The organism is Thiothrix fructosivorans, assembly GCF_017349355.1.
Classification (GTDB): Bacteria; Pseudomonadota; Gammaproteobacteria; order Thiotrichales; family Thiotrichaceae; genus Thiothrix; species Thiothrix fructosivorans.
Genome location: NZ_JAFMPM010000008.1, coordinates 1,253,633 through 1,267,663 on the forward strand (window position 1 = coordinate 1,253,633; position 14,031 = coordinate 1,267,663).

The 14,031-nt window shown below is 51.1% G+C and carries 11 protein-coding genes; 3 read left to right on the forward strand and 8 right to left on the reverse strand.

Going from position 1 to position 14,031, the window contains the following annotated elements; genetic code table 11:
- Positions 1–164: 164 nt before the first annotated feature.
- Positions 165–1,223 carry an RNA-guided endonuclease InsQ/TnpB family protein gene (locus J1836_RS20215; protein ID WP_242632936.1) on the forward strand — a complete coding sequence of 353 codons (1,059 nt, stop codon included), beginning with the start codon at positions 165–167 and terminating at the stop codon, positions 1,221–1,223.
- Between the two features lie 42 nt (positions 1,224–1,265).
- Here the strand turns inward: J1836_RS20215 and J1836_RS20220 are convergent, their stop codons facing one another.
- Together J1836_RS20220 and J1836_RS20225 are read right to left on the reverse strand one after the other, a co-directional pair.
- Positions 1,266–1,673: a YybH family protein gene (locus tag J1836_RS20220; protein WP_207252942.1), complete on the reverse strand. Its 408-nt coding sequence runs from the start codon at positions 1,671–1,673 to the stop codon at positions 1,266–1,268.
- A 46-nt stretch (positions 1,674–1,719) separates the two neighbouring features.
- Complete coding sequence (locus tag J1836_RS20225; protein ID WP_207252943.1) at positions 1,720–2,493, reverse strand: DUF481 domain-containing protein; 774 nt, start codon at positions 2,491–2,493, stop codon at positions 1,720–1,722.
- Between the two features lie 108 nt (positions 2,494–2,601).
- On the opposite strand from J1836_RS20225, the gene J1836_RS20230 reads away from it, so the two are divergent.
- Both J1836_RS20230 and J1836_RS20235 read left to right on the forward strand, forming a co-directional pair.
- Positions 2,602–4,965, forward strand: coding sequence for a hybrid sensor histidine kinase/response regulator (locus J1836_RS20230; protein ID WP_207252944.1), 2,364 nt, complete (start codon positions 2,602–2,604; stop codon positions 4,963–4,965).
- Position 4,966: 1 nt separating this feature from the next.
- On the forward strand, positions 4,967–6,319 hold the full coding sequence (locus J1836_RS20235; protein WP_207252945.1) for an HAD family hydrolase: 1,353 nt from the start codon (positions 4,967–4,969) through the stop codon (positions 6,317–6,319).
- On the opposite strand, the gene J1836_RS20240 is transcribed toward J1836_RS20235, so the two are convergent.
- The 6 genes from J1836_RS20240 to J1836_RS20265 form a co-directional block, all read right to left on the reverse strand.
- Entirely contained in the window at positions 6,216–7,190 is a 975-nt protein-coding gene (locus tag J1836_RS20240) for a response regulator (protein WP_207252946.1), read from the reverse strand. The two genes, J1836_RS20235 and J1836_RS20240, sit on opposite strands and share 104 nt — an antisense overlap.
- A gap of 26 nt (positions 7,191–7,216) precedes the next feature.
- Positions 7,217–8,503 carry a sensor histidine kinase gene (locus J1836_RS20245; RefSeq protein ID WP_207252947.1) on the reverse strand — a complete coding sequence of 429 codons (1,287 nt, stop codon included), beginning with the start codon at positions 8,501–8,503 and terminating at the stop codon, positions 7,217–7,219.
- 121 nt (positions 8,504–8,624) lie between these two features.
- Complete coding sequence (locus tag J1836_RS20250) at positions 8,625–9,398, reverse strand: SDR family NAD(P)-dependent oxidoreductase (protein ID WP_207252948.1); 774 nt, start codon at positions 9,396–9,398, stop codon at positions 8,625–8,627.
- A 2-nt stretch (positions 9,399–9,400) separates the two neighbouring features.
- Positions 9,401–10,720, reverse strand: a complete 1,320-nt coding sequence (locus J1836_RS20255; protein WP_207252949.1) for a chorismate-binding protein — start codon at positions 10,718–10,720, stop codon at positions 9,401–9,403.
- 10 nt (positions 10,721–10,730) lie between these two features.
- Positions 10,731–12,854, reverse strand: coding sequence for a heavy metal translocating P-type ATPase (locus J1836_RS20260; protein ID WP_207252950.1), 2,124 nt, complete (start codon positions 12,852–12,854; stop codon positions 10,731–10,733).
- On the reverse strand, positions 12,854–13,876 hold the full coding sequence (locus tag J1836_RS20265; protein WP_207252951.1) for an L-histidine N(alpha)-methyltransferase: 1,023 nt from the start codon (positions 13,874–13,876) through the stop codon (positions 12,854–12,856). Before J1836_RS20265 ends, J1836_RS20260 begins: the two co-directional genes overlap by 1 nt.
- Positions 13,877–14,031 lie beyond the last annotated feature (155 nt).

The following is a 14,031-nucleotide window of genomic DNA, read 5'->3' on the forward strand; positions in this document are numbered from 1 at the left end:
GGAGTGCAGGGTTTGAAGCAGCTACCACAAAACCCACCCAAACTTCTCCAATCTTTGTCATTTTGGAGAAGTTGTAAGGCACAGACTACCGTTCATCTGTCGATAGCAACATCAAAAACACCCACCCCTAGACACAAAACCTGCTGTATTGCATCCTATCCCTCATGATTATCAGCCACAAAATCCGCCTTGACCCTAGCAATAAGCAAGCCACGTACTTGGCGAAAGCCGCAGGTACAGCTCGGTTTGCTTACAACTGGGCGTTGGCGGAATGGCAAACCCAATACGCCGCGAGGAAAGACGACAACACCCAGCCCAAACCCAATCAAATGAGCTTGCGCCGCCAATTGAACGCCATCAAGCGTGAACAATTCCCGTGGATGCTCGAAGTCACCAAAAACGCTCCACAAATGGCGATTATCCAACTGGGGCAAGCGTTCAACAACTTTTTTGCCGGACGTGCCCAGTACCCGCAATTCAAAAAGAAAGGCAAAAGCCGTGACAGCTTCACCCTCACCAACGATCAATTTTCGCTTGATGCTTCCCGCATCCGCATTCCCAACCTTGGGTTAGTACGGATGCGGGAAACGTTACGCTTTTTCGGCAAAATTCTTTCTGCCACGATTTCCCGCACCGCTGACCAGTGGTTCGCCAGCATCACCGTGGATACGGATCAAAACCACCTCCCGCCTGCCGAAAACCAAAGCACGGTGGGGGTGGATTTGGGCGTATCCGCACTGGCAACGTTATCAACGGGGGAAAAAGTTACAGGAGCAAAGCCGCATAAAGCCTTGCTTTCACGCCTAAAACGGCTATCCCGCAGCCTGTCGCGCAAGGTCAAAGGCAGTGCCAACCGCCACAAAGCCAAGGCAAAACTGGCAAGGCTTCACGCCAAGATAGCCAACATCCGCCAAGACAGTTTGCACCAACTCACTACGGATTTAACCCGCCGTTTCCACACCATCGGCATTGAAGACTTGAACGTATCGGGCATGGTGAAAAACCGCCATTTATCCCGTGCTATCAGTGATATGGGATTTTTCGAGTTCCGGCGGCAACTGGAGTACAAGGCGGGAATGCGTGGTTCGGTGGTGGTCATCGCTGATCGGTTTTTTGCCTCCAGCAAGACTTGTTCTGCCCCCGACTGTGGGCATAAAGTGGACAAATTACCACTATCGGTACGCGAATGGACTTGCCCCGTTTGTGGCGCAGTTCATGACTAAGTTTAAAGGAACGGATGTGTGCTTACGCCCTTGCCTTGCGCCTCATGCTGCTGTATCCGGTGGTGGCAGTGGGTTGGTATTGGTGGCATGGTAGTGGGCAAGCAGCCACTGTCCATCCATACGTTGGAACATAACCGTTTCGACGAATTCCAAATCCATGGGTGGCTCAGCGTCATTAGGTGTCCACACTTCGCAGTTCCGCAAGGTTGCCCATGCAAAATCACCGTGGCTTTGCGCTTTGAAATCCACCAGTTTTGAGGATTGTGTGCCGTAAGCCATGCCATCTTCCAGCCGTGCCAGCAGCTCGGCTTTGTCCAGAACTTCAGTGTGTTCCACAATCCTGAAGTCAGGGGTAAGCATAGTGGCGACGGTTTGTAGGTCATGGCGATGAATGGCTGCGTACCAATCACGCAGGGTGTTACGCAAGGTTTGTTCCAGTGCGGTGGTCATGCAGCAGTTTGCTCCGGTTTTCCAAGTGTTTCTTTGAAGGCTTAGTTTAGAATCCGATCACCAAATTGACGCTAGTATTGGTGTCGGTCTTTTTGGTGTCGGCAAATACCTTGCTATTATTGGTATAGCCGTAATTGAGTTTGAGGGATGTTTTTTTGCTCATACCCACTTCCAAAGCGGTGTCAGACATGGTGAAAGTATTTTCTGAGCCGGATTGGATGACAAAATTTTCAGTCAACTTGGTGTTGTCAGTCAATTGCAGGCTATAGTCTGCGCCCAAATGCCCGATGGCTTCATTCTCTTTGCCAAAGTCTTCTGTAAAAGTGCTTTGACGTGCGCCCAGCCCAAGCTCCATGCCCAAGGTTTGTTTAGGAGTGTCGATGACATTCATACCATAACCGGCAATTTCCACGAAGCGTTTGTCGATGCCTGCAAATTTGTTAGCATCGTACCCGGCATAACCAAACCAGTAGTTTTTGTTGGGCAACACATAGTCGGCTTGGAGGTCAAGTAGATAGCTTTCAGAGATACGTGTGTCACTAACATCCATTGCATCCGCTTTGGCGGCAACCCGGTAGCGCCACGGCAGGGTTTCGCGGTTTAGTTGCAATCCCATGTTGGCACTTTTGGTGTCTACGTTACCACTCATGCTGTTGACACCGAAACTGAGTTCACCCGTCCAGCCGCTATTGGCTGCTGGGGTTTCCGCCGGGGCTTTGCCGGTAGGGGCTTCTTTGTCAGCAGCCAATAATGTCGGGCTAGCACCGAGTGCGCTGACCAGTAGCAGGGTGGTGAAAAGTTGGGAATGCTTAGGCAACATCTTGATAAACCTTGTCGAGTAATGGCGGGAAGCCAATGGTGGCACGAGTTTGGCTGTTTTTGAACCAAACTTAACATTTCTTAACATTTTTCTGGCATGGTGCAATGATTGATTTTTTTGCCCGCCGTTCGGGTTGGGAAAGTAGCGGGAATTGATGTGTCAATGGTTGTAAGGCTGATATTGCTGTGGTGCTTGTGGGTAACGGTTGTTTTTGCGGGTGAGTCGGTCATGGTCTTGGACGACACCCAATCTAGCTTGTCTGCTGCCGCTTTTATGGAGGTATTGGAAGACCCAAGCAGAGTCTTGCGTCTAGAGCAGGTGGTGGCATCAGCGTCCCAGTCTTTTGAAGCTAATACACAAACCTTGCCAAGTTTTGGTAGAACTCGTTCAGCGTATTGGGTGCATTTTAAACTCATGGCAACCTCTCAGCAGCCGTGGTACTTGTTGTCAGATTCATTATTAGAAGATGAGTATGACCTGTTTGTTTGGGATGGTATTGCCGATGTAACCGCTCGCTATGCGAAAGAACTAACCGATTATCGGCGTCCTGCTTGGATCTTACATTTGCCACAGCAGCAGACGTTGGATATTTATATCCGAGCTACTAACGGTGATGCTGTATTTAATCTGCCGGTAGAGTTATTGACTGCTGAGGCGATGCTCACACACAGCAATCAAGCGTATCGTCTATACGCTAGTGTTTATTTTGGTATGGTAATACTGGCTATTTATAATTTGTTCTTATTTTTTATAATTCGCGAGAAAAGTTATTTAATTTTAAGTGTGCATATTATGGCTATGGTTATTACGATGCATATTTCTAATCCGGTTTTTGATGGTATTGATTTTTTGCGTGATACCGGTTCTCATTTTTTTACTGCTCCAGCTTATATAGCGATTATTTCGCTAAGTTTATTCGTGAGGCAATTATTGCAGACCCAGCAGTGTGCGCCGGTGATGGATCGGCTTTTACTGATGGTTGTCTGGCTAGCGGTCGTTTTTTTGCCGATAACAGGGTGGATTCCGGGAGGAACATTATTAACGAATAGTTTGGCATTATTGACGATTTTAGTGGTTTTCTTCGCCAGCATTAGCGTGATGCGTCGTGGAAGCCGTGTTGCTAACTATTTCTTTGGCATTTTCTTGCTGGTTTTTCTGTTTATTGTGCCGAATTTATTGGTGCTGGTGTTTCAGGCTTCAGCGTGGAATCTTCAATCCTTCTATGTCAAAGGTATGCCGCTTGGGCATTTAGTATTTATTTTATTGTTGTCATTGATACAAGCAGAGAGGGTGCGTCATTTACGTGAAGATAACGAGCGTGTTCAAGCAGCGAATCAAGCAAAAACAACATTTATTGCCACGATCAGTCATGAATTACGCACGCCCTTGAATGCAATTGTGCAATTAGTCAGTTTATTGAAACAAGAGTCTTCCGTGCCCCAGCAGCAAGATTATGTAAGCAAACTAGCTGTCTCTGCGACACACATGCTACGCCTGATCAATAATGTGTTAGATATATCAAAAATTGATCGTGGCGTGGTGAATTTGGTTGTCGCCCCTTTGCATCTGTCACAAGTCGTGCGGGATATTCAAACGGTGTTAACAGCGCAAGCGTCTGAAAAAGGGTTGAAATGGACGGTGGATTGTGAACCTGCCTTGTCGGAAATGGTGTTAGGTGATGCCACCTGCTTGACACAAGTTTTGTTGAACTTGACACACAATGGTATTAAATACACCCAATCTGGATACGTTAGTCTTACGGTAGAGCGGTCGTACTGCGATGATGATACTCACGTCGCCGTACTATTTAAGGTGAAGGATAGCGGACACGGTATTTGTCCTGAGCACTTGATACAGATTTATGAGCCTTTTGTTCAAGTTCACTTGGGGGCAAATTATTCACAACAAGGGGTGGGGTTAGGTTTGGCGATCTGCTACCGCTTAGTGCAAGCAATGGGTGGAGAACTGCAAGTTGAAAGTGAGGTGGGTAGTGGTAGTTGTTTCTACTTTACCTTACGCTTCAAAAAACAGGACTCTACCTATAATGCTCAAGAAACACTGATTACACCATTCCCTGTATTACTAGATAACTCACCGAAGCGCATCCTGTTGGTGGATGATGATGAAATTAACCGCTTCGTTACCCGTCGTTTGCTGGAAGTCAAGGGTTGTGCTGTGGCCTTGGCAGCGGATGGTCAAGCGGCATTGGATGTGGTGCATCAGCAAGCGCAGCCGTTTGATCTGGTGCTGATGGATGTCAGTATGCCGTGTATGGATGGTTACGAAACAACCCGGCGCTTACGTGCGTGCGGTTATCAGTTCCCTATTGTTGCTTTGACTGCCCATGCAGTGAGTGGCGAACGCGAACGTTGTGAAGCCGCTGGGATGAATGATTTTTTCACCAAGCCGTTTGAGTTGCACGAGCTGGAACAGATGGTGAGTCAGTGGATACCGAACAAGGAGAGGGGATAGCATGATTTGGTTGCCCGTGTTGCTAGCAGGTGGGGTTTTGTACGCCGGTAGCAAAGCCTTGCCGTCGTTTGATCAGTCAGCAAAAACATGGTTTGGACTCAAGCGTGCCAAAGCCCGTGCCACCGATAGCGCACAAGCTGAGCGTGAGTTGGCGGTATCAGCGATTTCGCTGGGTGTTGCAGCAGCGGGTAGCTTGTTGAAACTGCCGATGCTGGGGTGGCTGAGTGTGCCGGTCACGGTCTATTTGCTTGCGCCAGTGGTGCGTGAAGCGGGGCAGGTGGTGGTGCAAGAGCGACGGGTGAATGATCAGGTGCTAACCAGTGCGCGGCTGGCAGTGTGCATGACCATGAGTTACACCTTTATTGCCGCACTGGATGCCAGTTTGCACGTCGTGACCCACTGGCTGCGGGTGCGTAATGCCGAACGTTGGCAACAGGCATTGCAGCAGCGTTTGGGGTCACAAGCACAGCCCTGGCTACAACACTGGGATACGCTGGCAGAACAATCGACGCATTGGCAACGGGTGGGGGAACGCAGCGGCGCAATCGCTGCCCCGCTGATGTTGGTGACGTGCGTGCTGGCAACGCCTGCCCTGGGGATTAACCGTTCCTCTGCCTTCCTGACCACGTTTTTTGGGGCGCATGTACGCAAACTGGGGCCGTATACCACGCGGGAAACCCTACATCAGGCATTGGATCGTGGTTTGCTGTTGACGCACCCACAAGTGCTGGAGCGTGCAGTAAACATGGATACGGTGGTGTTCGATGGGCGACTCTTGCATGACACTTGTGTGGGTGGGCAGTTTGCTGCCAGCGTACAGGCATTGCAGCAACAAGCCCGCCGCGTCTATGTATTCACCGAAGCGGATGATGCGTTGTGTGCGTTGGCGGGAGTGGATGAGTGTTTTAATGCTGTCACTGCCGATGAACGGGTGGCATGGATTCACCAATGGCAAGCCGCAGGCAAACAGGTGTGTTACGTCGGTAGTGGGGCGGGGGATAGTGCCGCTTGCCAAGTGGCAAACCTCAGTGTAGTGGTGCAGGCAGTGTTACCGGCAACTTTACCCACGGAGGATTTGCCGGATGCCTTCTTGCTGGGAACCGATTTGCAGGCAGTGCCGCATCTGTTTGCCTTGGCGGCAGCCTTTGGTGATTGCCAACGCTTCAATTTGCTTGCCCCGATGGGGGTGGATGTGGTGGATATTTCGACCACCTTACTGCTGGATTTCGGGCTGGTGTATTCGGTGATGTTCACTTATGTTGGGTTGCTGCTGGGGATGGGCAGGACTCACTGGCGGAAGCCGCAGGCATTGCCAGCCAATAGGCAATCTTTGCCAGCAAGTCTTCCAGCCTGAAGGGTTTGCCCAGAAAATCGTCCATGCCAGCTTCAAGGCAACGTTCGTGGATATCGGGTATGGTATGGGCAGTAAGGGCAATAATCGGCGTGGTGTGGAATGCTGTGTGTGTGCGGATAGCCCGCACAACCTCATAGCCACTTTGGTCGGGCAAGCTGACATCCATCAGGATCACATCGAACTTCTGTTGCTGGCATTGTGCCAGTGCTTCAGCACCGTTCGCCGCCGTCACCACCTGTATGCCGTGTGTTTCCAGCAAGCGTTTCCCGACGAATAAGCTTATTGCATCATCATCCACCAGCAGGAGGTGGGCATGTTGCAATAACGTCAATGGGGTTTCTTGAGTGCCAAGTTGTGGTGTTTCTGTGGTGGTTGCCAAGGGGAATGTCAGGGTAAGGTAAAAGTGGCTGCCTTGCCCTAACTGGCTGGTGACATGCAGATTGCCGCCCATGCGCGTGACCAGCTTGTGGCTGATGGCAAGCCCCAGACCTGAACCCGCGTGTTGCTGCTGTCTGGAAACTTGATAGAACGGTTCAAACAGATACGGCAAGTGTTCCGGGGCAATGCCTGTGCCGGTATCTGTGATAATAAAACACAAAGTGAGGCTGTTTGTATCGTGGTTTTCCAGACGGGTAGTTAGGGTCACTACGCCTGTTGGGGTGTACTTGATGGCATTGCCCAGCAAATTACCCAGCACTTGTGCAAGGCGGGCAGCATCACCCAATAAGGTGGTCGCGTCCTCAGATGCAGGTAGGACATGTAACGCCAGCCCTTTGTGTTCTGCCAGCACGCTGAACATATGCCGGAGTTCATCTAGGAGCGTATTGAGTTGAAAGGGGGCAGGGCGCAGTTCGATAGCACTTTGCTGCATCCGTGACAAATCCAGAACTTCATCAATTAGCGGAGCAAGTGTGTGGAGGAAGCATCCAGTTTGCGCACGTAGTCCTGTTGTTCTGGGTTTAGCGGGGTCATTTGCAGCAGGGCATTGATGCCTACTACCGCATTCATCGGCGTGCGCAACTCATGGCTCATGGTGGAAAGGAATTCATCTTTGGTTTTGTTGGTGACTTCGCTGCGTTCTTTAGCTTCACGCATCCGGTGAGTTTGCTGAGCGTGCGCAAATGACAGCAGCAGTAGTGCAATCAGGACGGCGATTTGTGCTCCGTACACATACAGACGGTCATACATTAGCCAACCTGTTTTCACCAAGAGGTAAGGGATTATGCCAGTGGCGAAGATCAGTGCTGCCCAGTAATTATTCCGGGTGGAGTGATGCCCGTTTAGTGCTGCCTGAGTAATTAAAAAAAGCACAATAGGGGCAAGGATCAGGGTAATAGTCAACAGGAGTTGTTCCGCGAAAAACACTAGCCCTGCCAACGGTATGACGCCAAGGAAAAGAATAGGTATCCAGTGGCATAGTATTTCTAAGGTACGGCTGTAACCCGCATTGATGTAACGCCAATAATGAAATGCACTCCCAACAGTCAGCAAAAATGGTGTAGTGGAAAAATAGCTATCTGTTCTATATACCCAGAATAATGCCGGGAATAAATGACTTTCCTGTAGGAACACCCCGCTCATGCTAAAGGTAAACACAGTCAAACTTAGATAGGATAGTTCCCGTAAGCTAATGAATAACAGCAGGTTATAGAAACCCAAGACCATAATGCCCGCAAACAACATCCCGAATATGAGTGTTTGCAGATAAGTATTGGTAAGTAACGGTTCTGTTGTCACCAACTTCAGTGGCAGGGCTAATAATCCTTGGTGGTTAGTGACCCGTATGTAAACGGTCAAGGGTTCATGTAAGGCAGGTTTTACCTGATAGACGGGGGTGGTCCGGTTAACCACCGGCGAGAGTTGTATAGGATGGGGTGCTGTTTGTTGGAATACCTGCATATCACCACCCAACGGGTAATCCAGCAGCAAAAACCAGTCTTGTGTGTGGTCTGTCTTGAGTTGAAACTTCACCCACCATGTTGAGCGTGTTCTCCCCAAGCTCGGTACGGTGGCCGTATTGGTTTTAAACTGTTCGGCAGGCATAGCCATGATCTCGTCGATGCTGAACGTACTCTGGGGGTCTTCCAGCAATTCCAGATAGGGGGCAAGGTTGACAGTGTTCTGCTGCTTGTGCAAGGTCAAGACAGGTGCGGCGGAAACGCTGTTTCCCCAAACAAGCAACAAAATGAATAACACCCGGTATGGCAATGGAAGTCCCTCATGTGCGGCCTTGACACGTAGGGAGGGGACATTGCCTGATAGAACAGGCGTTGTCCAGCTATGATGCAGTGGTTAGCGGCTCTTATTAAATCCCCCCGCTGACTTCCACAATCTGCCCTGTCAGATAACTCGCCGCTTCCGATGCCAAAAACACCGCCACTGCCGCCTGTTCTTCCGGGGTGGAAAGTCGTCCCACCGGTATCGACTCCAGCACCTCGTGCTTTTCAGTATCAGAACGCACTTGCCAAAATTTTTCGTCAATGCGTTCAGTCAGGGTAATGCCGGGGGCAACCGCATTGCAGGTAATGCCATACGGGGCAACTTCCCGCGACAGTTTGCGGGTGAAACCATCCACCCCAGCTTTGGAGGCGGCATACGCGACCGATACCTTGTCGCGCCGCCCATGACTGGCAATCGAGGAGAAGTTGACAATACGCCCATATTGATGGCGTTTCATCAACGGCACAGCAGCACGGCAACACAAGAAAATGGAATCTAGGTTTAGATGGAGCAGTGTCTGCCATTGCGCCAAGCTCATGTCTTCCAGTTTTGCACCCGGTGGCCCGCCCGCTGTGCCGCCGCCGACCGCATTAATCAGAATGTCGAGCCGCGCATATTTGTCAGCAATTTGCCCGAATACCGCGTTGACCGCCATTTCTTGCGTGACATCCAGCAAATACGTATCTACCCGTAACAGGCTATGTTCTGCGTTCAGTTGAGTTTTCAGGTCAGCGAGGGTGCTGGCATCGGTATCCATTAACACCAGTGTCTGTAAGTGTTGCGCCAGCAAGAATGCAGTGGCCTTGCCAATGCCGCTACCTGCACCAGTAATGATCGCTAGCCGTGGAGAATTGCTCATGTTTACCCCACTTTGCGTACTGGTTGCTGAGAAACTGCGCCGGACAAGGTAGCCAGCATCGCGGACATTTTCATACGGATTTCCTCATTTTCCTGCGCCGGAATGGATTCTGTCATCACCCCCGCCCCGGCTTGCACAAACAGGCGGTCAGCGTATTTGTACATGCCTCGAATAGTTAAGGCAAAACGGCAATCACGTCCAGATACCCAGCCGACAGTACCCGCAAACAAACCACGCGGAAATTGCTCCAGTTCGCGGATGAGCTGGATAGATTCGGCTTTCGGTACGCCGCTAACCATCGCGCTGGGGAATAGGGACAGCATGGCATCAACGCAATGTTTGTCTTCGGCGAGTTCGCCGCTGAGTTCTGAACTCAGGTGCATCACGTCTTTTTGTTGAATGACATCCAGCAGGCGATTGACTGCCAGTGTGCCGGGTGCACAGTGTGGATGCAGTTCACCCATCATCTGCACCAACGCCAAGGTATGTTCGGCCAGTTCCTTGCGGTCACTGAGCAAGGCTTGGGCTATACGTTGGTTCTCTGCCGGATTATTGCTGCGGGTTTTCGTACCCGCTAAAGGATTGGCGGCGACTTTGCCCGCATCCACACGCACCAGTAATTCCGGGGAGGCAATCGCAGCACCCACGCTGCCGAAATCCATCAATACCGCATCGGCATACTTTTGATGCAAGCAATAGGCGGCAAACAAATCCAGCAGATCGGCGTCGTCATCAAAGCCCAGATAGCGCGACAGCACCACTTTGGTCAGATTGCCGCTGAGGGTTGCGGTAGCGGTTTCTACGGCTTGCATGAAATGTTGTTCGCAATAGCCGCAATCTGGAGCAACCGCATCCAAGACAGGCAACGGGGCAGGCGGGGCTTGTAAAGCAAGATCTAGCAAACGGGTATCCGAACCGAAGTATTCGACTTGCCCATCTTGTATGCACAGCCGGTGTTCGGGGATGAAGAATTGCACCAGCGGGAACGTGCTGCTACGGTCGGGTGCATAACCTTGGTTGCTATCCCACGCATCAAAACCGACGTAACCGAAAGCTTTATTGTTTAAGGCTTCCGCTTGATCACCGAGTTGTTTGAGGGCTGTGACCCAATCACTATCACTTTCTCCGTCGAGTAGGGCAATCTGTGTCTTGGCCTGCCAGCCAATTTCTGCCCTACCTGCGTGAATGTGCAAATAGTAAGGCTGTTGGATAACCCCTTGCTGGCGCAACCAATGCAGGATGGCAACCGCCTCGTTGGGGGTATCGGCTTTGCGGGCTTTATTGGTACGTTGGTAAGCCTCGTAATCAAGAATCTTGCTCATGGTGTTACCTCTATTGGCGCGTTACCCGGTGGATAAGTGATGGTTTGGTGTTGGTTTTAGATAATTGACGTAACGGTGACAGGGCTTTGCTCATTGCTGCTGTTACCCCGCCGCCATACAGCACAAGGGCTGCGGTCATGCCAAAGTGCAGCAGGAAGACCCCGCCGATCAGTACCGTGCCGGGGATGTAAGCCATGCGCATGGTCTGGTCGAGGTTTTTATTGAAGCCATACGCAATTTCGAATAACTGATCCAGTTGTTGCAAAGATTGGGTCATCAGCACGATCTGCGCACTATCGGTAGCCACGGACGTTGCCCCACGCAACGATACCGATACATCGGCTTGTTGCAGCGCAATCGCGTCATTGATGCCATCACCCACGAAACAGACAGTACGTCCGGCTTCCTGTAATTCGCGGATCTTGTCGGCTTTGCCTTCGGGGAGGACTTCGGCAAACACATCGTCAATGCCCAGCCGTTTTGCCAAATGCTCGGTAGGTTGACGGTGGTCGCCGGAAAGGATGCACAGTTTCAAGCCGCGTTGGTGCAGTTTGCGCACCATGTTTACGGTATCAGGGCGTAGTTGCGCCTGTAATTCGAGTGCGCCGGCCAGTTGCCCATTGACTGCGACGAAAATCAGCGAGTTGCCGCTTTCCTGACAAGTCGCTTTGACTGTTTCCATCATGGGGGGGATGGCAACCTCGGCTTGCTGCATGAAACGCTGGCTACCGACCTGAATCGTCTTGCCCTGATGGTTGACTTGTACCCCAAAGCCGACGGTGTAAGCAGCGTCATCCGGCACAGTGAGTTCCAGTCCATGTTGTTCGGCAGCAGTAAGAATGGCTTTGGCAACTGGGTGGCTTTGGCGGTATTCGGCGAGTGCCGCAAACGTGAGTATGTCGGTTTCCTGCCAGTCAGCGCAGCAATGGATATGGCTGACCTCGGGTTGTTCCAGCGTGAGCGTGCCGGTTTTGTCGAAGACGACGGTATCCACCTCGTGCAGCTTTTCGAGTGAACGCCCGTCCTTGACCAGAATGCCGTGGTGGGAAGCTAGGTTCAGGTGACTGAGCATACTCACCGGGCCTGAGAAAAACATGATAGAGCCAAAGCCGCTGTTCATGATGGCGGCTGCTCCGGCTGGGCCAATCGTTACCATCGCCAAACCGCTGGCAGCCAAGACAGGAAATGTCAACTTGTCAGCTAGACGTTCGCTACGGGCTTCGTGTTCCAGCCGTTGCGATGTCATGTTGCCCAAAATGTTACCGATTTGTGCGGCTGCCGTATCATTGCCGGTTTGTTCGACTCGCACGTAGATTTTACCCGTCAACACCAGTGTATTGGCGAGAACGGGGTCATCCAGCGTTTTTTCCACCGGCTGGGCTTCGCCTGTCAGTACATGTTGGTCAATGGTTGCTGCGCCTTCGGTGATATGCCCATCAACCGGGACTGTTTGTCCAGCAGACAGGACGATGATGTCCCCAATCTGTACATCGGCGAAACTGATTTCAGTTTCCACCCCAGCTACTTGTACCCACACAGTAGCTGGGGGTTGTAAGGCAAACGTGTTCATCAGTGACGCTTGGGAATAGGCTTCGGTGCGGGCAGCGAGTTTGAAGGCGGAAAATACGACGACAGACAGCAGACTGCTAACGACGTAATAGCCCGCCGCTAAGCTGCTCAACACCGACAAAGCACCTACAAAACGGTATTTAATGCGCCGTTCACGCAACATGGTGTGCAGGCTACGTTTGAACAGTGGTCCCATGATGAATAGCAAACCTGCGGCACTCACCCACGAAAGGGGTTGGTAAACCAGTGCGCCTAGCAGGGCAAGTTTGGTCGTGACAAGAGACATACCAATGCGTCGGTTAATGTCAGCTTCTTTGTCGTTGTATTGACCAGAAAACTCCTGCATTTGTTGGCTGCGTTGTTCTGTTCCGAACAGCGTGTCTATTTTAGTCTGAAACAAGTGCTGGTAACTGGCATCAACCCGCTGCCACAGTTTGGGTGGCTGTGGTATGCGAGGATCGAGCCGCTTAAGTTTGCCTACGGTTGTTTCACGGGAAAGCAGTTTTTTGGCTAGTTTTTTGCCTGCCAACGTACCGCCGCCCATCACCAGCAACATCTCCAGCATTACTTCGTTTCCACCGTAAACAGGTTGAGGCTGTAGAGGGCTTTACTATCAAACCATTGCTGTTGCAGCGTTAACCCTGTGGCTTTGCCAAGTTGCAGAATGTCATCTTGATCATATTTGTGGGCAAAATGGAGACGGATAAGTTCTTCCGCTTGGAAATCGAAGGTTTGTTCTATCGCTTCCAGCGTGACTTGCTGATCTAGCAGACTTTTCAGGTAAATTTCCACCCGTCCGGCAACGTCATTGTAGAAACAGTGACGTTGGAAATGATCCGTAACAAAATTGCCGCCCAGTTGTTGATTAATACGGCGCAGGGCGTTGCAGTTGAATTGATAGCGCAAGGGGTCATCATATTCACCGCAACAGTAAGCACGGTGCAGAATGTCGGTATCTTTCTTCAGGTCAATGCCCAGCAAGAGTTTGTCGCCGGGCTTGAGGGCGGTCAGCATTTTTTCCCGTAACAACTGCGCCGCACTGGCAGGGTCAGCATGACCAATGTCTGAACCCAACCACAGCAACAGTTTAGGTTGGCGGATTTCGTCAGCCAAAGCCGCTAACCCTACGTAGTAATCAGCAATCACACCCAGAATAGCGAGATCGGGATAATCCGCACTCAAGCGTTTGACATTGGCTTGCAGGAAATCCCCGGAAATGTCGATGGGGCAGAACAGCGTTTTGCCTTGATGTTGCTGCATGGCTTCCAGCAAATGGCGGGTTTTGACAGAGCTACCACTGCCCAGTTCAATCAAGGCGGTGTTGTCTGCCAGTATTGCCGCGATAGCGGGGGAAAAGCGGGTGAGAATTTCGGTTTCGGCATGGGCGGGGTAGTAGTTTTTGTCTTGGGTAATGCGCTCAAACAGGTCAGAGCCAGCCGCATCATACGCATACTTGTGTTGGATGTATTTGGGGCTAGCAGCCAAACCCGTGCCAATGTCGCTGGCGAAGGTATCGGGGGCATCCTTGTCTACCAAATTAATGAAACGGTAAGCAGCAGGGGTAAGCTGGGGTTGGGGCGTTGACATACAGCAATCCATCGTCCGGTTGGGTAATTGTGGATAAAGCTTAAGCATTGCAATGTGCCAAGGAAAGCGGTTTATTGTTAAGAAATGTTAAGCAGCATGGGACAGTGATCACAGCTTGTGATTGAATACTCGCCTGACTTCCCATGACAAGGCCA